Origin of the sequence: Microbacterium sp. UBA3486 (assembly GCF_002377845.1) — a bacterium.
GTDB classification, from domain to species: domain Bacteria; phylum Actinomycetota; class Actinomycetes; order Actinomycetales; family Microbacteriaceae; genus Microbacterium; species Microbacterium maritypicum_A.
In genome coordinates this window covers 14,862-37,670 of record NZ_DFQP01000012.1, presented here as the reverse complement: position 1 = coordinate 37,670, position 22,809 = coordinate 14,862, and the positions used below count along the sequence as shown (strand labels likewise).

Here is a 22,809-nt window from a genome sequence, read left to right as displayed (position 1 = left end):
CCGATGCCGCGCTCCTGCTCGCGTGCTGGGGTGCCCCGGGTGGAACCGGCCTGCGGATGATCGACCCGTTGCCCGCGGCCCACCTGGCCGACGCCATCGCTGTTCTGCACGGCATCGGCGCGACCGACGACGAGGGCCGCGCCACCGCCGAGGGACGTTCACTGGCGCGCATCCCGACCGATCCCCGGCTGGCCCGTGCTCTGCGCGACGGCAGCCCGACGGTCGGCATCCGTCTGGCGGCCGAGGTCGTCGCGCTCGTGGGTGGCGATCTGCGAAGCCCCGAGGCCGACATCGCGCGGGCCCTCATCGCCCTCAGAAGCGGGCAGACCCCGGACGCTCGCCGATGGCGAGACGACGCGAACCGCCTCGAACGAATGATCGGCCCGGCGCCGGGCGTGCGCGCGGACCTCGACGGGGTCGGCCTCGTGATCGCGCTGGCTTTTCCCGAGCGCATCGCCCACCGCGTCGAGCGCACCGCCACCGGAGCGACGTACCTGCTCGCCTCCGGGACACGCGCAGGGGTGACGGGCCCGCTCGCGGCCGTCGAATGGCTCGCCGTCGCCGACGTGACCCGTGCCTCCGGCCGTGCAGCGGCCGGGTCCGGTGCGATCATCCGCTCCGCCGCGGCGCTCACCGAGCTGCAGATGGAGCAGGCCGCCAGCCACCTGATGACCGACCGCGTCGAGGCAGACTTCGTCGGAGGTCGTGTCCAGGCCCGACGCGAACGCCGGATCGGTGCGATCCTGCGCACATCGGTGCCGGTGCGGGCATCGACCCAGGAGGGGCGGGATGCCGTGCGTCGTGTGCTCCGGCGCGACGGACTCACGCTGTTCAGCTGGCCCGACGCCGCCGACGGACTGCGCCGCCGTCTGGCGATGCTACGACGCGAGCTCGGCGATCCGTGGCCCGATGTCTCGGACGCCGGACTGATAGAGACCCTCGACACCTGGCTGGCGTCCGAGCTCGACGCCCTGGCATCCGGCACCCCCGTGGATCGCCTGGACCTGACGTCGGCTCTTCGTCGGCTGCTGCCGTGGCCCGAAGCGGTGCGACTCGACGACCTCGTGCCGGAGCGCCTCGAGGTGCCCAGCGGATCCCGCGTCCGCATCACCTACCCCGAACCCGACGGCGACCCGACGTCACGTCCTGTCGTCGCCGTGAAGCTCCAGGAGTGCTTCGGCTGGGCGGAGACCCCCCGCCTCGTCGACGGACGGGTACCGGTGCTGTTCCACCTGCTGTCCCCCGCAGGGCGTCCGCTCGCGGTCACCGACGACCTCGCCTCGTTCTGGTCCGGCCCCTACGCACAGGTCCGCGCCGAGATGCGGGGGCGCTACCCGAGGCATCCCTGGCCCGAGGATCCGTGGGCCGCCACACCGACCAAGCACACCAAGAACCGCGCCGCGCGCTGAACACCGACCGGGACGGGAGTCAGCGGGTGCGCCGCCGCAGTGTCAGCGAGGCGAGCACGAGAGCGCCGACCGCGAAGGCCACGACGATCAGCAGCGGACCGAAGACATCCCACCCCTCGTCGCCCGCGGCGACCGCGTTGATCGTGTCGATCGCGTAGCTCAGCGGAAGCCAGTCGGAGATCGCGTGCAGCACATCGGGCATCTGATCTCGCGGCATGAAGAGCCCGCCGAGGATGATCTGCGGGAAGACCAGCAGCGGCATGAACTGCACCGCCTGGAACTCGGTCTGCGCGAACGCGCTCGCGAGCAGACCGAGCGCGGTACCGAGCAGCGCGTCGACCACCGCGACCAGGCCGAGCTGCCAGAGCGGACCTTCGACGTCGAGCCCGCACACCCCGACGGCGAACGACACCGTGATCACCGCCTGCAGCAGAGCCATCAGACCGAACGCGAGCGCGTACCCGAGGATGAAATCGGCCTTCTCGAGCGGGGTCGTCATCAGGCGTTCGAGGGTGCCCGAACGGCGCTCGCGCAGGGTCGTTATCGAAGTGATGAGGAACATCACGATGAACGGGAACAGCGCCAGGATCGCGCCGCCGAACTGGTCGAAGACGCCGTCCTGATCGCTGAACAGCCAGGCGAAGAGGCCCACGAGCAGACTCGGCGCGATGAGCATCAGCGCGATCGACCGCGGGTCGTGCCGCAATTGGGCGAGCACGCGTCCGGCGGTGGCGAACGTCCGGCGGCCGTTCATTCTCCGGCCTCCTCCTGCTGGTCGCGCGCTCCTCGGCGCGATCGCCTCGTGTCGCCGACACCAGCCGCGCGGTCGCGCTCGATCCGCACGAGGAACGCGGCCTCGGCGTCGGTCGTGCCGGTGTCGGCGAGAAGCGAGGTCGGAGTCGTGTCGGCGATGATCCGCCCCTCGCGCATCAGCAGCAGCCGGTCACAGCGCACGGCCTCGTCCATCACATGGCTCGACACGATGAGCGTCACCCCTCGATCCGCGAGACCGCGGAAGAGGGCCCACAGCTCGGCGCGCAGCACGGGATCGAGTCCCACCGTCGGCTCGTCCAACACGACGAGCTCGGGCGCTCCGATCAGGGCCACCGCGAGCGACACCCGCGTGGCCTGGCCGCCGCTCAGGGAGTCCACGAGCTGCCCCGCCTGCGGGCCGAGACCGACCTCATCGATGACCCGGTCGACGTCACCCTTGGGCGCTTTCAGCAGCGAAGCGAAGTACGAGAGGTTCTGGCGCACGCTGAGGTCGCCGTACACCGATGCTCCTTGCGTGCCGTACGCGACGCGGTGTCTCAGCTGTCGCGACCCTCCCGGCTCACCCAGTACCTTCACGTCACCCGAAGCGATCTTCTGCACCCCGACGATCGAGCGCATGAGCGTGGTCTTGCCGCATCCGGACGGGCCCAGCAGGCCCGTGATCTGGCCGCGGGGGATCGCGAGGTCGATCCCGTCGAACACGTGCACCGCCCCGCGACGCACACGCAGCTGCGCGATCTCGACGGCGGAGTTATTCATCATGTGATGAATTATGCGCCCGCCCGTCGTCCGCGTCAACGGGGTCCGCAGACACCCGATGCCGACGTTCGGCGTCAGTCGAAGAGGTAGCGCTGCAAGGTCGGGCCGAGACGGGAGACGAGTTCATCGATCGGTGCCGCCGCAAGCGCCGGCAGCCGCAGCACATAGCGTGCGATCAGCAGCCCGGCGATCTGCGAGGCGACGAGCGAGGCGCGCAGATCGGCGTCGTCGACGTCGAGGCGCCGAGCCACCCGGGACAGAAGTTCGCGCGACAGGAAGCCCGCCAGCAGCGGGGTCGTGAGCCGACTGCCGATCGCGGTGCGCAGCAGCATGACTCCCCGACGGCGCACCTCGGGCTGCTCGAACGCCTCGAGGACGTACCGGATCAGCCGGTCGCCGATCTCGTCACGCGGACCCGCGAGGATCCCCGGCACATCGACATCCGGTCGCAGCGGAATGCCCACGGCTTCTGCGAAGAGATCGGCCTTGGTGCCGAAGTAGTGATGCACGAGGGCAGAATCCACACCGGCCCTGGCGGCGATGGAGCGGATCGTCGCGCCGTCGTATCCCTTTTCACCGAAGTCGTCGACCGCAGCCGCGATGATGCGCGCTCGCGAGTCGGAGACGCCCCGGGGGCGGCCACGCCGCCGCGCGGGCTTCTGCTCGGTCATGTCCGTCAGCCTATGACGCGCGACGAGGGCACGGCGCGCAAGTCAGTCGAGCAGATGGCGGAGGTAGCGGGTCGGATGCTCGAGGAACGAGCGCCAGTGGTTCACGATCTCGAGGTCGTCCCACTCCGCCGGACGCACACCCCACTCCCCCACTTCGAGGATCTTCGCTCCGGGAAGAGCAGCGAGCACCGGCGAATGCGTCGCGCACAGCACCTGGCCGCCTTCATCGGCGATGCGACGGAGCACGGCGATGAGCGCGAGCGTCGAGTTGAAGGACAGCGCCGCCTCCGGCTCGTCGAGGCAGTAGAAGCCCGGCTCGTCGAATCGGCTCTCCAGCAGGGCGAGGAACGATTCGCCGTGACTCATCTCGTGGAACGGGACGTCGCCGCGGGCCGAGGGGTTCTCCTCCAGGTAGGTGTAGAACGAGTGCATCGTCTCGGCGCGGAGGAAGAAACCCCACCGATTCGCCCCCACGCCCCGCTGCAGCCGCAGCCAGTCCGACAACGGCGACTCGGTCGCGCGCGTGGTGTGTCTGGCCTGGCGGGAACCGCCCTCGGGAGAGAGCCCATAGGCGATCGCGATCCCCTCGACCAGTGTCGACTTGCCGCTGCCGTTCTCGCCGACCAGGAACGTGACGCCGGGGTCGAGGTCGATTCCCTCGCGCAGCACCTGGGCGACGGCGGGGATGCTCGTCGGCCATACTGCGCCGGGTGCGGGGGCGTCGTCGTTCGGGCGCACCGCCACGACGGGCTGCTGACGTCGACGGCGGGAGGCCGGCTCCCAGAACTCATCCATCGTGATCCTCCGCGTGTCGTCTCGTGGAGGCTACCGGCATCCGGGGACACCCGCGCGACCGAGGACCGTCAGCACTCGATGACGTTGACCGCGAGGCCGCCTTCGCTGGTCTCCTTGTACTTCGTCGACATGTCGGCCCCGGTCTGGCGCATGGTCTCGACGACCGCATCCAGGGAGACGTAATGGCTGCCGTCGCCGCGCAGGGCGAGGCGGGCGGCGGTCACGGCCGTGGACGCGGCGATCGCGTTGCGCTCGATGCACGGGATCTGCACGAGTCCGCCGATGGGGTCGCAGGTGAGACCGAGGTGGTGCTCCATCGCGATCTCGGCGGCGTTCTCGATCTGGCGGTTCGTGCCGCCCATCACCGCCGTCAGGCCGCCGGCTGCCATGGCGCAGGCGGAGCCGACCTCGGCCTGGCATCCGCCCTCCGCCCCGGAGATCGACGCGTTGGCCTTGAACAACGACCCGAGGGCCGTCGCGGTCAGCAGGAAGCGGCGGATGCCACGGCGACGGTTCGCCTCGGCGGTCTGCTCCTCGTCGAGGTCGCTCCCGTCGCTCACCGCGCGCACGTCCGACTCGAACCCGAGGAGTGCGCTGCCGACCAGCTCGCCGTAGGGCGTGACCGCGTTGCCCGCCCCGAGTCCGGAGTCGGCGAGGAACCGCCACCAGTACATCGCGACGGCCGGGAGGATTCCGGCGGCACCGTTCGTCGGCGCCGTGACCACGCGGCCACCCGCGGCGTTCTCCTCGTTGACCGCGAGCGCGAAGGCGCCGAGCCACTCACCCGGAAGCTCACGATGGCCGTCGGCCTCGACCTCTTCGAGCTGGCCGCGGATCACTCCGGCCCGCCGCTTGACCTTGAGGATGCCGGGAAGCGTGCCGTCGGCGTGGAGACCCGCATCCACGCACCCCGACATCGCGTCCCAGATCGCGTCGAGGCCGGCCGCGACCTCTTCCTCGCTGCGCAGCGAGGTCTCGTTGAGTCGGGCCACCTCGGCGATCGAGAGCCCGTTCTCGTCACAGAGCGCGAGCAGCGACGCGGCATCCGCGTACGAGTACGGGAATCCCGAGGTCGTGAGCTTCGCCTCCTCGCCATCGCGCCGGATGAACCCGCCGCCCACCGAGTAGTAGGTCTCCTCGGCGACGACCTGCTCCGCGGAGTCCCAGGCGGTGATGGTCATGGCGTTCGGGTGACCGGGAAGCCGGGTGCGCGGCGCGAAGACGATGTCGTCCTTCGCGAAGGGCACGTCGTGCGCGCCGTCGATGCGGATCACGGCTTGTGCCGGCAGGTCGGTCCAGGCCGAGCGCACCTCGGCGGGGTCGCAGGTCTCCGGCGCGAGTCCGCGGAGGCCGGCGACGACGGCATCCGGCGTCCCGTGCCCGATTCCCGTCGCGCCGAGCGAGCCGTACAGTGTGCTTCCGATGCGGGTGACCTGCGGCAGGACGCCCGCAGCAGTGAGTCGTCGTGCGAAGTCGAGAGCCGCTCGCATCGGTCCGACCGTATGGGAGCTCGAAGGCCCCACTCCGATGGAGAAGAGGTCGAAGGCCGAGACGTACGCAGTCACCCCTCCAGGCTACGCCGTGAACATTCACGTGGGTTCCGCTGACCGAGATTTCCAGGCAATGAACTGCAGAAAGCAGGTCCACAATGAACGCTTCTAGGTCAACAACACGTCCGCGCCTCCTAACCGCGCTTCAGATGCCGTCGGTGAGCCCGTCGATCTCGGAAATGTCCTGAAGCATCCCGTCGACAAGTTCCGAGTAGCCGATCGTCGCTCGCTTGACGACCCGATAGAGACGGGCTAATCGTTCGTCCAGGGGGTGGTCATCTCCCTCGAAGTTCCACATCCACTCTTCCAGCATCGTCGTGTCGACCTCGCCTGACGGCAGGAGACGGAACACACGAAACAAGTATGGAGCCACATCATCTTCATCCCGGCAGATGATCGCGTACGCGAACCTGTTGAGTTCGGTCGTGAACCAGTACTCGGTGCGCTGGTTCCTCCAACGCACCTTTCCTTGCTCGGTCAACTGGATCAAGCGGTCCAGGAACTCAACTTGTTTCTCGAGCCGCTCACTCACGATCACACCGCCACATTCGTTTGGTAGGTAGTGGACAAGCCGGCGCATCTTGAGGCAACATCCGATATCTGCCCGGAAACCCCGTGCAAAAGCGTCCCTAGAGACTTCTTCGTTCCGGACACGAGCTCCCCTTTCGCCGCGCTCACAGCGCGAGCAGCAGCTCGCAATTCTCCGATGAGCTCGGCATGCTCTCCTACGCCGTCATTTCGAGGTTCCGTATCAAGCAGCGCGGCCACTTGATTTGCCGCGTGGCTGAAAGCGACGAGTGCTCGAACCGCGGCGGCTTTGTCCCCGGCGACAACGGAGGCGTCAATATCACCCTCCAACCCACGGAGTTGCGGCATCAAAACCAACAAGTGATTGTAGAGCATGCGGCGGTTGGCCGTTTCCACAGCAGTGGTAGTTGCCTTGGTGGCAGTTGCCGTCTTCTTCAACTGAACGATGGCCACCCAGAAGCCCACAACAGTAACTATCAGTCCGGCAGATGTAACCGTCAGCCCCCAAACGGCCAATGCATCGCTGAATGTCACAACACCCCTCTCCTCAACCCAACATAGCGGGACGCAGCGGTCTCGCGGTAGCGACCCGATCCATGGCTTCGCGACTTCGGTTCACCGAGGTTAACTCGCCGTCCCGTCAACCCCCTACAGCCCCATCCGCCGCCGAGGCATCCTGAGCGGACGACATCATCGAAAGGGGTCCCCCATGACCGACAGCACTCCCGAGCCCGAGCCCACCGACGAGCTCTCCGCCGAGGCGCAGACTCCGACTCCCACCCCGACCTCCGACACGAGGGACGGCGAGGTCACGACACCGGCTGAGGCGGAGTCCCCCGAAGACGCCGACCCGAACGAGGTGCCCCGCACCGAAGACCTCGAAGAGCCGAGCACCGAGAAGGCCCCGGGCGAGGAACCCAAGGCCCCGAAGCGCGACGAGCCCGAGCCCGATCACGAGGCGGTCGGCATCGGCGTGGTCGACACGGAAGAGCCGCAGGCCGGCTGAGACCCGCGACCGCGCTACCAGGTCAGCGGGTCGAGCCGCAGGTAGAAGTCCTGACGGGCAGAGTCGAGATCGATGCCGTACCGCGCAGCGAAGTCCTCGTCCGCCCGACGGGCGGTGCTCTCGTCGGGCCACGTCTCGCGGGCGTTCGCCAGGAGCAGGGCGATGTCGGCGTAGGGGTCGGCACGCCCGAGCCGGCCGACATCGATGAGTCCGGCGACGTGCGAGCCGTCGGGCGCGATCAGGATGTTCGGGAGGCAGAAGTCGCCGTGGCAGACCACCGCTTCTGCCTGCTCCTGGACGATCCGTCGCGGGAGCTCGCTCTCGAGGCCGGCGAGGATCCGCGACGGCGGCACATCCTGCAGCGCGACGGGCAGGAACTCGGTCTGCACCCGGTCCTCGGCGACCGTCGCTCTGGCTGCCGTCATCATGCCGTCCACTCCCTGGCCGTAGGGGCAGTCGGACACGGGGACGGCGTGGAGACGCCGCAGGATGTCGGCGATCGCCGGCCACGCCGCACGCAGACCGGCCGCATCGAGCCGGTCGGCGGGGACTCCCTCCACCGCAGAGGTCACGAGGGCACCGCCGTGCGCGGTGAGACGCCACTCGATCACCGACGGACCGGGGATGCCGACGCTCGCGAGCCATGCGATCCGGTCGCGCTCGGCCGCCAGTTCGTCCGCCTGCGACGAGGGGACCACCTTGACGTATCGCCCACCGGCCTCATCGCGAAGCACAGCCGCGCCCGACTCGCCGCTCTCCACGGGCAGCCAGTCCGCACCATCGGGGAGCAGTTCTGCGGGAATGTGCATCTGCTCATCCTCCCGCACCGGACCCGCTCCGGTCGCACCTGATGCTGCCCGATCGTCGACGGGACGACAGCAGGTGCGACCGGAAGCAGCCGCTGTGTGCTCTTACTCGACGAGCTTGCCCGCGGTGTCGACCTCGCGCATGAGCTCCGCGATCTCCGGCGAGATCTCTGGGATCGCCTCGCGGGTCACGCCGTCCTTCGGCGACCACACCAGGTTCACCTGCAACGTGGGATCGGTGTCGGGGAAGTCGCTGCGGTTGTGGCATCCGCGGGTCTCCCGCCGCTCCAGCGCGGCCTCGAGGGTGGCCCGGGCGGCGAGTGCCGATGCCTTGAGGTCGAACGCATGCGCGAGGTCCTGGAACCCGGCGATGTCGGGGTGGATGCCGATGTCCTCCATGCGCCCCTCGATCATGTCGAGGTCGGCGAGACCGGCGCGCAGCCCCTCCTCCGAGCGCACCACACCGGCGTACTCGGTCATGAGGTTGCGGATCGCGCGCTGCAGGGCACGGACGTTCTCGCGCCCCTCGGCCGCCAGCAGATCGTCGATCTCGGCCCGCGCTTCCGCCACCGCGGTCGCCGACCGGCGCTGCGCGTCGAGCCCCGCCGCATGCTCCATTGCCGCCTGACCGACGATGCGTCCGTAGACGAGGAGTTCGATGAGCGAGTTGCCGCCGAGACGATTCGCGCCGTGCAGACCGCTCGACGCCTCGCCGATCGCATAGAGGCCGTCGACGTCGGTCTGGTGGTCTTCCGGACGCACCCAGACGCCACCCATCGAGTAGTGCGCGGTCGGCGCGATCTCGATCGGATCGGTCGTGATGTCGAGCATCTGGAGCTCCATCATCGTCTGATAGACGCGCGGCAGACGAGTCATGATCGTCTCGCGCGGCAGGTGCGAGACGTCGAGCCAGACGCCGCCGTTCTCGGTGCCGCGCCCTTCCTGGATCTCGGTGTATGCGGCGAGCGCGACGCGGTCACGGGTCGAGAGCTCCATGCGCTCGGGGTCGTACTTCGCCATGAATCGCTCGCCGAGGGCGTTGCGGAGGATTCCGCCTTCACCGCGTGCGGCCTCGGAGATCAGGGTTCCCGCTGCGCTCTCCGGCTCGATGATGCCCGACGGATGGAACTGCACGAGTTCGGGGTCGCGAAGCCGCGCGCCGGCGTCCACCGCGAGACGGAAGGAGTCGCCGGTGTTCTCGTCGCGGCGGGACGAGGTGCGCCGCCAGATGCGGTTGTGTCCGCCCGCGGCGAGGATCACGGCGTCCGCGTGGATGAGGTAGCGGGTGCCGTCGGCCTGGTCGAAGCCGTAGGCGCCGAACACGACGTTGTCGCGCACGAGCAGGCGCGTGATGTAGACGTGGTCGAGGATCGGGACCTCGAGCTGCTCGGCCTTGCGCACGAGGGTGCGCTGGATCTCGAGGCCCGTGTAGTCGCCGGCGAACGCGGTGCGGCGGAAGGTGTGGGCGCCGAAGAAGCGCTGCGAGATGCGGCCGTCGTCTTCGCGGGCGAAGTCCATGCCCCAGCGCTCGAGGTCGCGGATGCCACGCTCGGCACCCTGGGTCACGATCTCGACGGTGTGCGGGTTGGCGAGCAGGTAGCTCTCCTTGATGGTGTCGGCTGCGTGCTGCTGCCAGCTGTCGTCGGCATCCATCGTGCCGAGCGCCGCGTTGATGCCGCCGGCGGCGAGCGACGTGTGCGCATCCTGCCGCGGTCGTTTCCCCACGGCGAGCACGTCCACGCCGTGTTCGGCAATCTCGATCGCCGCCCGCAGACCCGACCCTCCAGTGCCGATGATGAGGACCGTGGTGGATATCTGTCGTTCGCGCGTAGCCATGCGATCCACGCTAGTTAGGGGATCCTAATAACTCCAATGCATAGTTCGAGTTGAAACGATGCGGGTAGGCTATGGTCATGAACCTCGAGCAACTCCGCGGGTTCGTCGAGGTCGCGCGTCTCGGACACTTCACCCGCGCCTCCGAGCACCTGCATCTGGCGCAGCCGTCGTTGAGCCGGCAGATCTCCACGCTCGAGCGCGAACTGGGCGCGGAACTGTTCCACCGCGCACGCGGCCACATCGCTCTCACGGCCGCCGGCGAGACCCTCCTCCCCCGCGCGCAGCGCATGCTCGCCGAGGCCGACGCCATCCGTGACGAGATGGGCGAGCTGGCCGGACTCCGCCGTGGACGCGTGCGCCTGGGCGCCCCTCCGACGCTCTGCATCAGCCTGGTCGCCGAGGCCATCCGCGCTTTCCATTCCGCGCATCCCGGCATCGATCTGCACCTGACGGAGAGCGGCTCTCGCCGGCTCGTCGAGGAGCTCGCGGTCGGCGCCGTCGACATCGCCCTCATCACCGAGTCCGAAGGACCTCCTCCCTCGGGATTCAGCCTGACGCGGACCCCGCTCCTCACCGAGGAGCTGGTCGTCGTCTCGGCCGCGAGCGAGCCACCGGTGTCGATTTCGGCGTCGATGACGCTTCACCACCTCGCCACCCTCCCCCTGATCGCCCTCGACGAGACCTACGAGCTTCGAGCCACCACCGATGCGGCTTTCCGCGCCGAGGGACTCCGACCCACCCATGTGCTCGAGGGCGCCGAGATGGATGCGGTGCTGCGTTTCGTCGAGCGCGGCGTCGGCGTCGCTGTGGTGCCGGCCATGGTTCTGCTCGATCGCCCCGCTCTTCGTTCGGTGCGACTGACGCACCCCATGATGACCCGCACGGTGAGCCTCGCCCACCGTGCAGACGTCACGCCGGCCGTCGCCGTCGCCGCGATCCGCCAGGTGATCGTCGCCACCGCCGCAGACGTCGCCGACCGCGACCCGGCGATCACCAGCCTGCTCACCTGACCATCCCAGTCCCGATACGGGCGAGAGGTCGCCGAGTGCGCCGGCAGAGCGACCGTATCCGCTCCCGATCGGATGCGGCGACAGGATCTCATCAACGCAGAAACGGCCCCCACCGAAGTGGAAGCCGTTCCTTCACTGTCTCAACACAGTGTGCGCCCGAAGGGACTCGAACCCCTAACCTTCTGATCCGTAGTCAGATGCTCTATCCATTGAGCTACGGGCGCCCAGCCCGCTCAGCGGGCCGTAGAACAGCCTACAACAGTCCCGACGCGAAAGCGAAACGAGGCCTCAGTCCTCCACCGACGCGGCCTTCTGCTGCTTCTTCCGGCGCTTGGCCTTGGCCCTCTGCTCCGACGAGAGCGCCTGCAGATCGACGAGTCGAAGGGCCTGCATCCGCGCTTCGCGCATGCGGTTGTAGTCGGGATCCTGATCCGGGCGCATGCCTTCGACCCGCAGACGACGGTCGAGGTTGTGGCGCACATCCGCCCAGGCGGCGTCACGCGCCTCCTCGACGATCTCGGCGAGCCGATCGCGGTCCTGCATGATCTCTCGCAGGCGCACGGCAACGCCGGTGGACTGCTTGGCCCGTCGGCGGAGGTTGCGCACATCGCGGTCGCGGTAGTCGTGCGTTCCCACCGGATCGGAGTGCCGGCCCCTCGCCCTCTTGCGCAGCGCGGTGACGGTGGCGGCGGCCTCTTCCGACTCCTCGGCCATGGCGCGAAGCGCCTCACGCGCGTCGTCGATGTACTTGTCCATGTCGAAGACGCCGTCTTCGGCGATGGTGCCGATGAGGATGTGGTTCTTCACGGCGAGGCGCGCCGCAGCGGTCGCGATCGCAACGCCCTCGGCGATGGCATCCGCTGTCCGTCCCACCGGTACCTCCTCTCCTTGAGCGTACCGGTATCACTGCAGCCCGGTGTCGGCCAGAATGGTTCGGAATCAGCTTGCCCCACCCATCCGACATCCGCGCGTTCGCACCCGGATCGCGCCGCGCAGGAGAGCAATGAAGCACCTCGAACTCACCGGCAGCACCACCGTGATCACCGGAGCGGCGAACGGGATGGGCGCGGATATCGCGCGCCTGCTGGCGGCTCGGGGAGTGCACCTCGCGCTCATCGACCACGACGCCGCGTCACTCGCGACGATCGCCGCCGAGCTGCAGGGCGTGCGCGTGACGACGCACGTCGTGGACCTCCGCCATGACGAGGCCGTGTTCGCGACCGCCGCCGACATCACCGAGGTCCACCCGCGCATCAACGCCCTGATCACGTGCGCCGGCTCGTCGATGCTCGGCGACATCGACCAGCTCACCATGGAGGAGATGCGCTGGCTCACCGACGTGAACCTCTGGGGAACGGTCTCGATCACCAAAGCCCTTCTCCCCGCGCTCCGCGCCGCGCCGGCCGCGCACATCACGCACCTGGCGAGCGTCTACGCACTCGCCGCCCCCGCCGGCCGCATCCCGTACGCGGTCAGCAAGTTCGCGGTGCGCGCGTTCTCCGAGGCTCTGCGGCACGAGCTCGAGGGCACCTCGGTGAGCGTCGGAGCCGTCTACCCTGCGGGTGTGCGCACCGGGATCATCCTGCACGGTCGCTACGCCGCGGCGATCGACCCGGAGGTGGCGGCCCGGGCCGCCGCCGCGCAGGCCGCGATGTACCACACCGAGCCCAGCGATGCCGCAGCGCGGATCGTGCGGGCGACCGAGCGACGGGCTGCGCGCACGATGGTCGGGCGAGAAGCCCGCCTGATCGACGTGCTGACCCGCGTCGCTCCCGCCTCTTACTGGCGAGTGATGCGTCGCCCGTTGCGCGCGGCGATCGACACCACGACGCCGGCGACCTGAGGCGAAGACGGCGACAGGCTCCCGCTCAGCGGACGGTGCCCACCCAGATGGCCGAGGCCCACGCCTGCTGGTCGCCGTTGCAGCCGACCGATCCGGGATACCCCCGCACCACGGCCATGCAGTTCGCGAGGAACTCCGGGTCGCCGCCGAACAGCGCCCCGTACGCCCCGGATGAGGTGAGCGCGCCCCATACGCGGAACTGGTAGATGTGCGCGAGCTCGTGCGCCATCGCCCAGTTCAACCGGCCGGCACTCCAGTTCGCGATGTCGGCGCGGTACTTGATGTATCCGTTGCTGTTCGCGCATGCCGGGGCGTTCCCGCCCGCACACGACGAGGACTCGTAGAGTCCCACGCCCCCACCACCGACGAGGTCGAGGGCTGCCCGCACCCGCGCGTACCCTTCCGGACCGCTCGACGACCACATCGGCCCTCCGGGACCCGAGCTCTGTGCCGCCTGCCAGGACGCGACCTCTGTGCCCACCTTCTCCGTGAGCGCGTGCAGGGTCGCCGTGGCCGCCGCGACGGTATCGGGGTTCTCCTTCTCGGCGGTGACGGCCTGCTGTGCCGACAGGGCGGCGGCGCGATGCGCGGCCGTATCCACCCGACCTTCGGCTCCCTGGAGTGCGGCGGTCAGGGCTTGGACCTCGGCGAGGAAGGCGGGCCGCAGCGCGAGGACGGCGGCGCGATCGGCGGTCTCCTGCTCTGCGCGTTCGACGGCCCCGTCGAGGTAGTCGGTGCGCTGGCCGGCGTCGCGATACTGGCCGTTCAGTGCGACGAGCTGTGCGACAGCGGTCGTTCTCTCGTGCTCGAGGGCGTCAGCTCTGCCGATCATCCCCGAGATGAGCAGCACCGAGGCGGCGAGGGTGACGGCCAGCACCCGGCGGATCACGGCAGGAACCCCGTCGTGTCGGCGATCTGCGCGTCCTGCTCAGCGAGCTTCGACCGCAGGGCGGTGAGCTTCTCAGCGAGTTCCCGGTTCTCGCCGCGCGACACGTCCAGCGCGCCTTCGACGCGTGCGATCTCCGCTTTGACCGCGGCGATCGACGCCATGCGCTCCTGATCCGCGATCGCGACGAGCGTGATCCCGCCGACGAGCAACAGGCATCCGACCGCGACAGCAAGACTCCGCATCTCGCTCCCCAGGACAGCGCAACAGTTCCGGACCGACTCCGATCGCCCCAATATACAACCGGAGCCGACTCTGCGGTCCCCCGACCTGCGTCAGGGCGAACCGGCAGCTCAGGCCGTCAGGTCGCTGTTCTCGGCGAGGCGTCGCTCGGCTGCGGACTGACCACTGGCAAGGTGCGCGGGGACGATCCGGCGCAATGCCTCGGTGTCACGCGCAGTCATCGCCTCGAGGATGATGCGATGCTCGTCCGCCATCGCGAGCAGATCGTCATGCTGCCCGAACAACCACCGCAGACGGGTGAGGAACACGGCGATGAGCTCTCCGAGCATCTCGTTCGCCGCGAGTTCGACGGCGACCTCGTGGAACTCCGCTGCCGCCACCCTCGCAGCCTCGGAATCCTGCGCCTTCGCGGCCGCGAGCTCACGCTCGTAGACCTCGCGGATCCGGGCGATACCGGCCTCGTCGTGCCGCTCGGCTGCGAACACGAAGATCAGCGTCTCGATCGCCTCGCGCACCTCGGCGAAGTCCTGGATGTCACGATGGGTGAACTCCCGCACGACTGCCCAGGTGCGGGGACGGGCGACGACGATCCCCTCCGCGACGAGCGTGCGGATCGCCTCCCGGACCGGAAGCCGCGACACATTGAGCTCTGCCGCGATGTCGCGCTCCACCAGGCGCGACCCCGGCATCCGCCGCCCGAGGATGATGTCATCGCGAAGGATGCGCGTGACCCTCACCGACTCGAGTTCGCCGCCTCCTGCTATAGCCCCCGCCATCTGGGCATTCTCGCACTCCCGGCGGCGTTCCTCAACTTTTGGTATCCCAAGCCCTCGCAGCGGCGGCGGCCCGGGCGGGGACGAGGGCTCCTCCCTCGCCCCCGTCGACGCTCAGGGCAGGCGGTTCGCGATCGCGAGGTTCGCCGTGAGCTCTTCGGCGGTCTGCCGCACCACATACGCCGGACGATCGCGCTCGACCCTCCAGGACTCACTGAGCGGACCCACGTTGACGGTGTCGAAGCCGGCCTCGTCGTAGAAGCGCGTCACGAAGGCCACGGCTTCCACGTCATCGCCGGCCGTGGCCAGCGCGCGACGGTCGGGGGTGCCGGCCGGCGTTCCGTCGGACGTGATCTCCGAGGCGAAGATGTGGTTGAACGCCTTCGCGATCTTCGCGCCGGGGAGCGCACGCTGCACCAGCTCGGACGTCGTGGTCTCCCCCTTGTCGAGGGCTTCGATGTGTCCGTCCCGCTCGAAGTAGTAGTTGTTGGTGTCGAGGACGATCTTGCCCGCGAGCTGCTCGGCCGGAAGCTGGTCGATCGCGCCGAGGGGCACAGTGACGACGGCCACGTCTGCGGCGGCGGCCGCGTCCTGCGCCGTCGCGGCCCGAGCCCTGGGCCCGAGCTCGGCGACCAGGTCGGCGAGTGTCTCCGGTCCACGCGAGTTGGCGATCACCACGTCGTAGCCGTTCGCGACCGCGACGCGCGCGACCTGGCTGCCGATGTGTCCTGCACCGATGATTCCGAGAGTTGTCATGTTGGGCCCAACGCCTCGCGCTCAGGGCTATTCCCGTCGGGAGCTCGCGTGACCGTGGCTCAGACCTCGCGCAGCAGGCTCTCCTCGGTGCGGCGGTAGCCGAGCTGCTCATACAGGTCGACGGCCCCCGTGTTGAAGCCGAAGACATGCAGCCCGATCGAGTCCGCGCCGAGCCTGCGGGCTTCTCTCTCGGCGGCGTGCATCAACGCGCGTCCGTAACCTCTCCGGCGCTGATCCGCAGCCACCTCGATGTCGAGGATGAACGCCTGCGGACGACCGTCACGCCGCCGCATCCCGAACCACAGGATGCCGACCTCGGTTCCGTCGACAGAAGCGGTGAAGAATTCCTGTCCTTCGGTATCGAGCCCGTCGGGAAGCTCCTCGACCATCTGGCGATGCGACTCGGCGATGGCCTCCTCGGACGTGTAGCGCCCCGACGCGACGAGGTCGTGCGCGAACCCTTCCTCCGACGCTGCCGCGAAGCGGGGGAAACGTTCCGCGGTCATCGGCGACACCTCGACGTGGGGAGCGACGTCGCGCACCGGAAGCGGTTCGAGCACCATCTGGATCGAGGCCACCTCGAATCCGCTCTGTTCGGCGAACACCCGTGCGGCCGTGTCCTGCGGAAAGAGCTGCGCCCCGATCTGGGTGGCGCCCATGTCGCGGGCGATCGGGAGCAGGAGCGCGAGCAGCCCTTCGTTCTGGGCATCGCTCAGCGTCTCGGCACCGCCGAGGCCGACGTCGAGGTCGAGGTCGAGGTCGAGGTCGAGCAGGAGCATCTTCTGTCCACTCAGGGCCAGCACGAGTGTTCCGAGTTCGCCGTCCGCATCGTCGACGACGCGCATGACCCGCGTCGTCGAGGCCGCACCACCCTCCGGGAACAGGTCGCCGAACACCTGCTCTACGTGCCCGACAGCGTCCGCGCCGAGGCGTCGCCCCGACTCCCTGTTCCGGTCGATCAGGCGCTGCCGTGCGGTTGTCACCCACGCCTCGAAGCGGGTGGCGGGGAGGGGCTTCAGGTGCAGGGACATGCGTCCATCCTGCACCTCAGCTGCGCGTGAGCGCGTCTTCCGCGGCGACCCAGGCGAGCATGGCGCACTTGACGCGCGCGACGTACTTCGACACCCCACCGAGGGCAGCGGCATCGCCGAGGAGCTCTTCATCCGGTTCGATCGTGCCGCGGGATCGCATCGCCTCGCGGAAGGCCGCGATGCGCACCTCGAGGTCTTCGACGCTGAGTCCTTCCGCGAGCTCCGCCAGCAGAGAGGCCGATGCCTGCGAGATCGCGCAGCCGTGCCCCTCCCAGGCGATCGCCTCGACGCTGCCGTCGGCATCGCGGTGCACCTGCAGGGTGATCTCGTCACCGCAGGTCGGGTTCAGCTGGTGGGACTGCGCGGGGATCTCGTCGCGGAGTCCATAGCCGTGCGGCGTGCGCGAGTGGTCCAGGATCAGCTCCTGGTACAGGTTCTGCAGGTCGCTCATGCGCCCCTCCGGAAGAAGTCGATCGCTCCGGCGACGCCCTCGATCACGGCGTCCACCTCGGCCTCGGTCGTGTACAGGTAGGTGCTCGCCCTGGTGGAGGAGGTCACACCCAGGCGGCGGTGCAGCGGTTGCGCACAATGGTGGCCGACGCGAACGGCGATGCCGCGGTCGTCGAGGAACTGGCCCACGTCGTGCGAGTGGATGCCATCGACGTCGAAGCTCGCGAGGCCGACGCGGGGCAGGTCGATACCCGCGCCGAGCACACGCACGCCGTCGATCGCGCTCAGCCCGTCGACGAGACGGCGACCGAACGCGGCCTCGTGCGCGGCGATGCGCGGCATCCCCACCTCGGTCAGGTATCCCACGGCCGCGGCGAGCGCGATCGCCTGCGAGACGCGCTGCGTTCCCGCTTCGAAGCGCTGGGGCGGCGGCAGATATTCGGCCTCGGTCGTGGTCACCGTGGTGATCATCGAGCCGCCCGTCAGGAACGGGGGCATCGCTGCCAGCACCTCGCGCCGACCGTAGAGGGCGCCGATGCCGGTCGGTCCGAGCATCTTGTGACCGGACAGCACGGCGAAGTCGACCCCGAGGGCACGCACGTCGAGCGGGAGGTGGGGTGCCGACTGGCAGGCGTCGAGCAGCGTCAGCGCGCCGACCTCGCGCGCGAGCGAGACGAGCTGATCGACGGGGTTGACGACACCGAGCACATTGGAGACATGGGTGAACGCGACGAGCTTCGTACGGGCGGTGATCAGCTCTGCCGCGACGTCGAGCCGCAGGCCCCCGTGGTCGTCGAGGGGTATGACCTTCAGCATCGCGCCGGTGCGCGCCGCCAGCTCCTGCCACGGGATGAGGTTCGCGTGGTGCTCCATCTCTGTGGTCACGATCTCGTCGCCTTCGCGGAGACGGAGCCCCTCGGCGGCTGCTCCCCCGCGCCCGAGCGACGCGTTCGACAGCGAGTACGCGACGAGGTTGATCGCCTCGGTCGCGTTCGAGGTCCAGATGATCTCGTCGTCGGCGGCGCCCACGAATCGGGCGACGGCGGCGCGTGCGTCTTCGAAGAGCTCGGTCGCCTCGGCGGCGAGCGTGTGCGCGCCACGGTGCACCGCGGAGTTCATGGAGGTCGCGAAGTCACGCTCGGCGTCGAGCACCGCGGTCGGGCGCTGCGACGTCGCCCCCGAGTCGAGATACACGAGCGGATGCCCGTGCACCTGCGCTCCCAGGATCGGGAAGTCCCCGCGGATGCGCCGCACCTCGGCCTCGTTCAAGGGGGCGATCAGGTCGACACCGGGAGAAACGCTCATCGTTCCAGTTTCCCACCTGTGAGCAGGGGGTGGGCGCAGGCGTCAGCGCCCGTCGAGCGTCTTCGCGTCGGCGGCCTCGTCGTAGCGGTCCTGCGCATCACGGACATCCTCCACGTGCGACTCCGCCCAGACCTGCAGCGCCTGGAGCGGCTCGTGCAGGGTCCGCCCGAGCGGGGTGAGTCGGTACCGGGGATGACCGTCGTCGCCGACCGCCCGCTCGAGCATCCCATCGCGTTCGAGGGCGCGGAGTGTGTCGACGAGCACCTTCTTCGTGATCCCGTCCATCCGGCTGTGCAGCTCGCCGAAGCGCAGCGGCTGCTCGTGCAGGAGGACGACGATCATCGCGGTCCACTTGTTCGCGATGCGGGCGAGGGACGCGCGCGACGGGCAACTGGCGGAGAACACAGTCCATGTGCGCGACATCCGCCGCTCCTTCCCCGGTGACGTTGAAGTAACCGCGTCCCGATCGAGACGCTGGATGCTCCACAGTACCGACCCATCCAGAAGGAGCATCATGTCGGCAATCGACGTCGTAGGACAGTATGGTGCGGCCATGGCCGCCGGAGACATGGAGGCGCTGGGCGCGACCTTCCACGCGGACGCCGTCTGGCACCAGCCCGGAGAGAGCCAGGTCTCGGGGGACCATGTCGGTCCCGATGCGATCCTCGCGCACCTCGGCAGGTTCATGCAGCTGAGCGGCGGAACCTTCGCCCTCGAGACCGAATCGGCGACCGAGAGCGGCGCACTCGTCTCAGCGACCGTGCGCTTCCGTGCCCAGCGCGAAGGGCATGACGACCTCGACCAGCACGGCGTCGACGTCTTCCGGGTCGCCGATGACCGCATCGTCGAGGTCTGGTTGATCAGCGAGGACCAGGACGCGGAGGACCGCTTCTGGGGCACGGTCTGATCGAGGGCACGGTCTGATCGAGGGCACCGTCTGATCGAGGGCACCGTCTGATCGAGGGCACCGGATCCGGCAGCACCGTCTCCGGCAGCACCTGATCCGGCAGCGCCGGGCGGCCGGGCCTCGACCGCCCGGCGCCCGCGCCTCTAGGCTCATCCCATGATCGCCCCGGACACGCTGCTCACCTTCGTCGTCGCCGCGTTCGTCATGGTCGTGATTCCCGGGCCGACGGTGCTGTTCACGATCGGCCGGGCCATGGTGCTGGGGCGCTGGGGCGGGTTCCTCAGCATCCTCGGCACGGCCGTCGGGTCGATCGTCCTCGTCGTGGCCGTCGCGCTCGGCGTCGGCACCGTGATCGCACAGTCGATCGTGCTGTTCACGATCGTCAAGGTGCTCGGCGCCGGTTACCTGATCTTCCTCGGCATCCAGGCGATCAGGCACCGGAAGGATGCGGCGCGGGCCATGATCTCGGCACCGGCACGGCGCTCGGGGTGGCGACTCCTCACCGAAGGCTTCGTCGTCGGCGTGACCAACCCGAAGTCCATCGCCTTCTTCCTCGCGATCCTGCCCCAGTTCGTCGATCTGCATGCCGGTTCCATCCCCGCGCAGCTCTTCCTGCTCGGGGCGATCGTCGTCACCATCGGTGTGACGTGCGACGCGGTGTGGGTGCTCCTCGCGAGTGCCGCCCGCGACTGGTTCGGTCGCTCCCCACGACGCATCGAGGCGATGGGCGCGACAGGCGGCGGACTGATGATCGCTCTCGGAGCTTTCCTTCTGCTGTGGAGCGAGAAGCCCGCGACCGCCTGAGTGCGGCCTGAACGCTCACACCTGCTCGGAGGTCACATGCGAGCGAAGCGGGCCCGAGCGATGCAGAAGACGCCGTAGACCGCGAAGCCTGCGCCGACCAACCCCAGGACGAGTCCTCCCAGGGGCAGCTCGAGCAGGCTGTGCAGAGCAGCGTCGAGCCCTGCGCCCTTCTCCGGGTCCTGAGTCACGGCGGCGACCACGAACAGCACCCCGGTCACGGCCACCGCGATGCCCTTGCCGAAGTAGCCGATCACTCCCAGCGTCACGATGCCCCCGCGAGCGACCCCCGATGGCAGGTCGAGCAGCTTCTCGAAGCCGCGGGTGAAACCGCCGACGACGAACCCGACCCCCACCCCGACGACCGAGAGCCCCACGACGACCAGCAGGGCCACGCCGCCCGGCGCCGAGAGCAGCACCGCGCTCAGGGTCTTCGAGGCCGTCTCCGAGTCGGCGTTGCCACCCACCGCGTAGATCAGGGCCATGCCCCCGACGACGAGGTACGCGGCGGCGATGCCGAAGAGCTTGACGCGCTGACCCCACTTCTTCGTCTCGGCCGGGTCGGCGGCGAGGAAGGCACTGGCGATCTGCCATACGGCAAGCGCGATCAGCCCGGCGGCCACGAGCACGAGCAGCAGGCCTCCGATCGGGCTCTGGCGGATCTGCTCCATCGCCCCGTCCTGGTCGGCGTCGCCGGAGGCGCCCGCCGCGATGGAGATCGCCACCGAGCCGATGATGACGTGGATGAGGCCCAGGACGACGAAACCGGCACGGGCGATCCGTCGGAACGTCGACGACCTCTTGGCGACGCGTGCCGCATTCTTGACCGTGCTCATCGTTGAAGCGTATCCGTCGCACCGGAAGCCGAGGAGGGGCTTGCTTTCCCCCTGTCCACCGCTCAGGCGCGCGGCATGACCGGCTGCCGGAGGATCGTGCGCAGCTTCGCCGGATCGACGCGACGCAGGTCGCTCAGGTAGATCTCGTGATGGAGTCCTCGCATCTGCAGCCCGTTCTCGGGGATGAAACGGTGATGCATATCGTCGAGCACCGGGCCTTCGTCGTCGAACGGGCCCACATGCAGCGTCTGCACGCAGGTGGCCTCGTCGAGCGTCTCCAACCGCACGGACTCCAGTGCCGGAATCGACTCCTTCTTCTTCGCCGCCTTCTTCGCGACGGCTTCCACCGCAGCCGCGCACATCGCCCCGGTGATGTGGTCGCCGACCATGATCATCATCGTCCACATCCACGCCGACTTGTCGCGGCGCGAGGTGAAGGACTCCATGTCCGGTGCATGCCAGAGTCCTTCGAGCGGCATCACCACCGTGTCGACGCCGAGCTCGTTCCGACTCGCGAACTTCAGCGCATAGGCCACCGGGAACAGGGCGGACACGGCCTCCCGGTAGGCGGGTGCGGTGTTCGGGTCGCCTGCCCCGTCGATCATCAGATACTGCAGGGGCGGCACCTCGACGATGCGGAACTCTCCCCTCTTCGCGCGATACGCGTCGAGCGTCTTCTTGGGATCGATCGCCGCCATGACGTGCCCTCCTTGATCGTGCGCCCAGTGTCGCACGGGCGTCGGACACGGCGAGACGAGACGAGACGAGACGAGATGAGGCGCGGCGCGGCGCGGCGAGGCGAGGCGAGGGCGGGTGGTGCGCGGACGCCCACCCGCCCTCGGGCCTGCGTCAGCCGTGCTCGACCGGAAGCCAGAGCTCACACGACGCGGAGTCATCCCGGAACTCGAGGTAGCGCACGATCGAGGGGCCGGGACGAAGCCTCCAGGGGTTCGACGGGAACCACTCGGTCGCTGTGGCGGCCCACAGATCCTGCAGCGTCTCGGGGAACGGGCCCTGGGCGGCGAAGACCGCCCAGGAACCGGCTTCGAGGGGAAGGGAGTCGAGGTCGTCCGGAACGGGAGTGGTGCTCTGCAGGGCGACGCCGTGCAGATACGTGAGCAGCGTGCCCTCCGGTGCGTCCGGTTCGATATCGGCCGTGACGGCCAGGATCCCCGACGGCTCGGCGTCGCCGAGGCCCTTGAGGCGCGCATGTTCCTCGGACGGGATCGCGGCGATGTGCTCCTGGATGTGCGGATTGACGCCCTCGTGGATCAACGGGACCTCGGCGGCATGACCGGCGAGGACGAACGCGGGCCGAGTGGTGATGGTGACGTCCATGGGGATTCTCCCTTCGACGCTCAGGCGGAACCGGAGCGTGGGTTGAGTACGGAGAGGACCCCCGTCACGGCGCGCATCGGCCGGGCTGATGCCGTGCACAGCCCGGAACGCGCGTCCGAATGCCTCGACCGACCCGTACCCGTGGCGCACGGCCACGTCGAGCAGACTCGCGGCACCCGCAGCGAGCTCCGCCCCGGCGAGGGTCATCCGACGACGACGCACGTATTCCGAGAACGGCATGCCCGCGAGTGCCGAGAACATCCGGCGCAGGTGATACTCGGTGGTCCCGTGCTCATGCGAGAACGAGGCCACGTCGATCTCCTGACCCGGGTCTCCCGCGTCGACCATGTCGATCAAGGCGTTCAGCGTGCCGATCATGAGGTCCTCCTTTCCTCACCATCGTCACCGTCGCGCACCCCTCGCGACCCGACTTCTGCGGTCCGATGCGATCAGCGCCCGCACTCGATCAGTGCCCGCACTCGATCGGCGCCAGAGC

Annotated in this window: 27 protein-coding genes and 1 tRNA gene; 6 read left to right on the top strand and 22 right to left on the bottom strand. The window is 69.0% G+C overall.

Annotated features, from left to right (window positions below; genetic code table 11):
- Positions 1-1,409, top strand: a 1,409-nt coding sequence (locus B2869_RS01705; RefSeq protein WP_292761953.1) for an ATP-dependent helicase C-terminal domain-containing protein, incomplete at its 5' end; no start/stop codon positions are given.
- A gap of 19 nt (positions 1,410-1,428) precedes the next feature.
- On the opposite strand, the gene B2869_RS01700 is transcribed toward B2869_RS01705, so the two are convergent.
- The 7 genes from B2869_RS01700 to B2869_RS01670 all read right to left on the bottom strand — a co-directional run bounded on the left by B2869_RS01700 (position 1,429) and on the right by B2869_RS01670 (position 7,020).
- Positions 1,429-2,163, bottom strand: a complete 735-nt coding sequence (locus tag B2869_RS01700; protein ID WP_021198147.1) for an ABC transporter permease — start codon at positions 2,161-2,163, stop codon at positions 1,429-1,431.
- A complete protein-coding gene (locus tag B2869_RS01695; protein ID WP_292761951.1) occupies positions 2,160-2,945 on the bottom strand; it encodes an ABC transporter ATP-binding protein in 786 nt (261 codons plus the stop codon). Before B2869_RS01695 ends, B2869_RS01700 begins: the two co-directional genes overlap by 4 nt.
- 71 nt (positions 2,946-3,016) lie before the next feature.
- Complete coding sequence (locus tag B2869_RS01690) at positions 3,017-3,613, bottom strand: TetR family transcriptional regulator (protein WP_136025302.1); 597 nt, start codon at positions 3,611-3,613, stop codon at positions 3,017-3,019.
- Between the two features lie 42 nt (positions 3,614-3,655).
- Entirely contained in the window at positions 3,656-4,408 is a 753-nt protein-coding gene (locus B2869_RS01685; protein ID WP_029266052.1) for an AAA family ATPase, read from the bottom strand.
- Positions 4,409-4,476: 68 nt separating this feature from the next.
- Entirely contained in the window at positions 4,477-5,973 is a 1,497-nt protein-coding gene (locus B2869_RS01680; RefSeq protein ID WP_292761945.1) for an L-serine ammonia-lyase, iron-sulfur-dependent, subunit alpha, read from the bottom strand.
- Between the two features lie 130 nt (positions 5,974-6,103).
- Positions 6,104-6,496: a hypothetical protein gene (locus tag B2869_RS01675; RefSeq protein WP_292761943.1), complete on the bottom strand. Its 393-nt coding sequence runs from the start codon at positions 6,494-6,496 to the stop codon at positions 6,104-6,106.
- The gene (locus tag B2869_RS01670; protein ID WP_292761941.1) at positions 6,493-7,020 is read right to left on the bottom strand and encodes a hypothetical protein; all 528 of its coding nucleotides are present in this window, start codon (positions 7,018-7,020) and stop codon (positions 6,493-6,495) included. Before B2869_RS01670 ends, B2869_RS01675 begins: the two co-directional genes overlap by 4 nt.
- A 175-nt stretch (positions 7,021-7,195) precedes the next feature.
- On the opposite strand from B2869_RS01670, the gene B2869_RS01665 reads away from it, so the two are divergent.
- Positions 7,196-7,492 carry a hypothetical protein gene (locus B2869_RS01665; RefSeq protein ID WP_292761939.1) on the top strand — a complete coding sequence of 99 codons (297 nt, stop codon included), beginning with the start codon at positions 7,196-7,198 and terminating at the stop codon, positions 7,490-7,492.
- A 14-nt stretch (positions 7,493-7,506) separates the two neighbouring features.
- Here B2869_RS01665 and B2869_RS01660 read toward each other — a convergent pair whose 3' ends face one another.
- Positions 7,507-8,301, bottom strand: coding sequence for an APH(3'') family aminoglycoside O-phosphotransferase (locus B2869_RS01660; protein WP_292761937.1), 795 nt, complete (start codon positions 8,299-8,301; stop codon positions 7,507-7,509).
- A gap of 102 nt (positions 8,302-8,403) precedes the next feature.
- Positions 8,404-10,134 carry an L-aspartate oxidase gene (locus tag B2869_RS01655; RefSeq protein ID WP_292761935.1) on the bottom strand — a complete coding sequence of 577 codons (1,731 nt, stop codon included), beginning with the start codon at positions 10,132-10,134 and terminating at the stop codon, positions 8,404-8,406.
- Positions 10,135-10,205: 71 nt separating this feature from the next.
- Between B2869_RS01655 and B2869_RS01650 the strand changes: the two genes are divergently transcribed.
- Positions 10,206-11,144 carry a LysR family transcriptional regulator gene (locus tag B2869_RS01650; RefSeq protein ID WP_292761933.1) on the top strand — a complete coding sequence of 313 codons (939 nt, stop codon included), beginning with the start codon at positions 10,206-10,208 and terminating at the stop codon, positions 11,142-11,144.
- A gap of 151 nt (positions 11,145-11,295) precedes the next feature.
- On the opposite strand, the gene B2869_RS01645 is transcribed toward B2869_RS01650, so the two are convergent.
- A tRNA-Arg gene (locus B2869_RS01645) sits at positions 11,296-11,368 on the bottom strand.
- Between the two features lie 64 nt (positions 11,369-11,432).
- A complete protein-coding gene (locus B2869_RS01640; RefSeq protein WP_021198158.1) occupies positions 11,433-12,017 on the bottom strand; it encodes a hypothetical protein in 585 nt (194 codons plus the stop codon).
- Positions 12,018-12,147: 130 nt separating this feature from the next.
- Between B2869_RS01640 and B2869_RS01635 the strand changes: the two genes are divergently transcribed.
- Positions 12,148-12,987, top strand: a complete 840-nt coding sequence (locus B2869_RS01635) for an SDR family NAD(P)-dependent oxidoreductase (protein WP_292761930.1) — start codon at positions 12,148-12,150, stop codon at positions 12,985-12,987.
- A gap of 25 nt (positions 12,988-13,012) precedes the next feature.
- On the opposite strand, the gene B2869_RS01630 is transcribed toward B2869_RS01635, so the two are convergent.
- The 8 genes from B2869_RS01630 to B2869_RS01595 all read right to left on the bottom strand — a co-directional run bounded on the left by B2869_RS01630 (position 13,013) and on the right by B2869_RS01595 (position 18,854).
- Positions 13,013-13,876, bottom strand: a complete 864-nt coding sequence (locus tag B2869_RS01630) for a hypothetical protein (protein ID WP_292761928.1) — start codon at positions 13,874-13,876, stop codon at positions 13,013-13,015.
- On the bottom strand, positions 13,873-14,118 hold the full coding sequence (locus B2869_RS01625) for a hypothetical protein (RefSeq protein WP_292761926.1): 246 nt from the start codon (positions 14,116-14,118) through the stop codon (positions 13,873-13,875). Before B2869_RS01625 ends, B2869_RS01630 begins: the two co-directional genes overlap by 4 nt.
- Before the next feature lie 108 nt (positions 14,119-14,226).
- On the bottom strand, positions 14,227-14,892 hold the full coding sequence (locus B2869_RS01620) for a GntR family transcriptional regulator (RefSeq protein ID WP_029266074.1): 666 nt from the start codon (positions 14,890-14,892) through the stop codon (positions 14,227-14,229).
- A gap of 111 nt (positions 14,893-15,003) precedes the next feature.
- Positions 15,004-15,645, bottom strand: coding sequence for an NADPH-dependent F420 reductase (locus B2869_RS01615; RefSeq protein WP_029259690.1), 642 nt, complete (start codon positions 15,643-15,645; stop codon positions 15,004-15,006).
- Between the two features lie 59 nt (positions 15,646-15,704).
- Entirely contained in the window at positions 15,705-16,676 is a 972-nt protein-coding gene (locus tag B2869_RS01610) for a GNAT family N-acetyltransferase (protein ID WP_292761922.1), read from the bottom strand.
- Between the two features lie 16 nt (positions 16,677-16,692).
- Positions 16,693-17,127 (bottom strand): Fe-S cluster assembly sulfur transfer protein SufU, encoded by a 435-nt coding sequence (gene sufU / locus B2869_RS01605; protein ID WP_021198165.1) that lies wholly within the window; start codon positions 17,125-17,127, stop codon positions 16,693-16,695.
- Positions 17,124-18,431, bottom strand: a complete 1,308-nt coding sequence (locus tag B2869_RS01600) for an aminotransferase class V-fold PLP-dependent enzyme (RefSeq protein ID WP_292761919.1) — start codon at positions 18,429-18,431, stop codon at positions 17,124-17,126. Before B2869_RS01600 ends, sufU begins: the two co-directional genes overlap by 4 nt.
- A 42-nt stretch (positions 18,432-18,473) precedes the next feature.
- Positions 18,474-18,854: a winged helix-turn-helix transcriptional regulator gene (locus tag B2869_RS01595; protein ID WP_021198167.1), complete on the bottom strand. Its 381-nt coding sequence runs from the start codon at positions 18,852-18,854 to the stop codon at positions 18,474-18,476.
- A gap of 55 nt (positions 18,855-18,909) precedes the next feature.
- On the opposite strand from B2869_RS01595, the gene B2869_RS01590 reads away from it, so the two are divergent.
- Together B2869_RS01590 and B2869_RS01585 are read left to right on the top strand one after the other, a co-directional pair.
- Positions 18,910-19,338: a nuclear transport factor 2 family protein gene (locus B2869_RS01590; RefSeq protein WP_349678059.1), complete on the top strand. Its 429-nt coding sequence runs from the start codon at positions 18,910-18,912 to the stop codon at positions 19,336-19,338.
- A gap of 156 nt (positions 19,339-19,494) precedes the next feature.
- On the top strand, positions 19,495-20,142 hold the full coding sequence (locus tag B2869_RS01585; RefSeq protein ID WP_292761913.1) for a LysE family translocator: 648 nt from the start codon (positions 19,495-19,497) through the stop codon (positions 20,140-20,142).
- A 32-nt stretch (positions 20,143-20,174) separates the two neighbouring features.
- On the opposite strand, the gene B2869_RS01580 is transcribed toward B2869_RS01585, so the two are convergent.
- The 3 genes from B2869_RS01580 to B2869_RS01570 form a co-directional block, all read right to left on the bottom strand.
- Positions 20,175-20,975, bottom strand: a complete 801-nt coding sequence (locus B2869_RS01580) for a DUF1206 domain-containing protein (protein WP_021198170.1) — start codon at positions 20,973-20,975, stop codon at positions 20,175-20,177.
- A gap of 62 nt (positions 20,976-21,037) precedes the next feature.
- Complete coding sequence (locus B2869_RS01575) at positions 21,038-21,673, bottom strand: GyrI-like domain-containing protein (RefSeq protein ID WP_029266082.1); 636 nt, start codon at positions 21,671-21,673, stop codon at positions 21,038-21,040.
- Between the two features lie 151 nt (positions 21,674-21,824).
- Positions 21,825-22,691, bottom strand: a complete 867-nt coding sequence (locus B2869_RS01570) for an AraC family transcriptional regulator (RefSeq protein WP_029266084.1) — start codon at positions 22,689-22,691, stop codon at positions 21,825-21,827.
- Positions 22,692-22,809 lie beyond the last annotated feature (118 nt).

Bases quoted from the DNA above. Each gene is read 5' to 3' on its own strand.
- B2869_RS01615 (WP_029259690.1), bottom strand. From the start codon at position 15,645: ATGACAACTCTCGGAATCATCGGTGCAGGACACATCGGCAGCCAGGTC.
- B2869_RS01690 (WP_136025302.1), bottom strand. From the start codon at position 3,613: ATGACCGAGCAGAAGCCCGCGCGGCGGCGTGGCCGCCCCCGGGGCGTC.
- B2869_RS01600 (WP_292761919.1), bottom strand. From the start codon at position 18,431: ATGAGCGTTTCTCCCGGTGTCGACCTGATCGCCCCCTTGAACGAGGCC.
- B2869_RS01665 (WP_292761939.1), top strand. From the start codon at position 7,196: ATGACCGACAGCACTCCCGAGCCCGAGCCCACCGACGAGCTCTCCGCC.
- B2869_RS01650 (WP_292761933.1), top strand. From the start codon at position 10,206: ATGGTCATGAACCTCGAGCAACTCCGCGGGTTCGTCGAGGTCGCGCGT.
- B2869_RS01620 (WP_029266074.1), bottom strand. From the start codon at position 14,892: ATGGCGGGGGCTATAGCAGGAGGCGGCGAACTCGAGTCGGTGAGGGTC.
- B2869_RS01695 (WP_292761951.1), bottom strand. From the start codon at position 2,945: ATGATGAATAACTCCGCCGTCGAGATCGCGCAGCTGCGTGTGCGTCGC.
- B2869_RS01585 (WP_292761913.1), top strand. From the start codon at position 19,495: ATGATCGCCCCGGACACGCTGCTCACCTTCGTCGTCGCCGCGTTCGTC.
- sufU (WP_021198165.1), bottom strand. From the start codon at position 17,127: ATGAGCGACCTGCAGAACCTGTACCAGGAGCTGATCCTGGACCACTCG.
- B2869_RS01685 (WP_029266052.1), bottom strand. From the start codon at position 4,408: ATGGATGAGTTCTGGGAGCCGGCCTCCCGCCGTCGACGTCAGCAGCCC.
- B2869_RS01610 (WP_292761922.1), bottom strand. From the start codon at position 16,676: ATGTCCCTGCACCTGAAGCCCCTCCCCGCCACCCGCTTCGAGGCGTGG.
- B2869_RS01570 (WP_029266084.1), bottom strand. From the start codon at position 22,691: ATGATCGGCACGCTGAACGCCTTGATCGACATGGTCGACGCGGGAGAC.
- B2869_RS01655 (WP_292761935.1), bottom strand. From the start codon at position 10,134: ATGGCTACGCGCGAACGACAGATATCCACCACGGTCCTCATCATCGGC.
- B2869_RS01635 (WP_292761930.1), top strand. From the start codon at position 12,148: ATGAAGCACCTCGAACTCACCGGCAGCACCACCGTGATCACCGGAGCG.
- B2869_RS01580 (WP_021198170.1), bottom strand. From the start codon at position 20,975: ATGAGCACGGTCAAGAATGCGGCACGCGTCGCCAAGAGGTCGTCGACG.
- B2869_RS01625 (WP_292761926.1), bottom strand. From the start codon at position 14,118: ATGCGGAGTCTTGCTGTCGCGGTCGGATGCCTGTTGCTCGTCGGCGGG.
- B2869_RS01595 (WP_021198167.1), bottom strand. From the start codon at position 18,854: ATGTCGCGCACATGGACTGTGTTCTCCGCCAGTTGCCCGTCGCGCGCG.
- B2869_RS01575 (WP_029266082.1), bottom strand. From the start codon at position 21,673: ATGGCGGCGATCGATCCCAAGAAGACGCTCGACGCGTATCGCGCGAAG.
- B2869_RS01660 (WP_292761937.1), bottom strand. From the start codon at position 8,301: ATGCACATTCCCGCAGAACTGCTCCCCGATGGTGCGGACTGGCTGCCC.
- B2869_RS01590 (WP_349678059.1), top strand. From the start codon at position 18,910: ATGCTCCACAGTACCGACCCATCCAGAAGGAGCATCATGTCGGCAATC.
- B2869_RS01700 (WP_021198147.1), bottom strand. From the start codon at position 2,163: ATGAACGGCCGCCGGACGTTCGCCACCGCCGGACGCGTGCTCGCCCAA.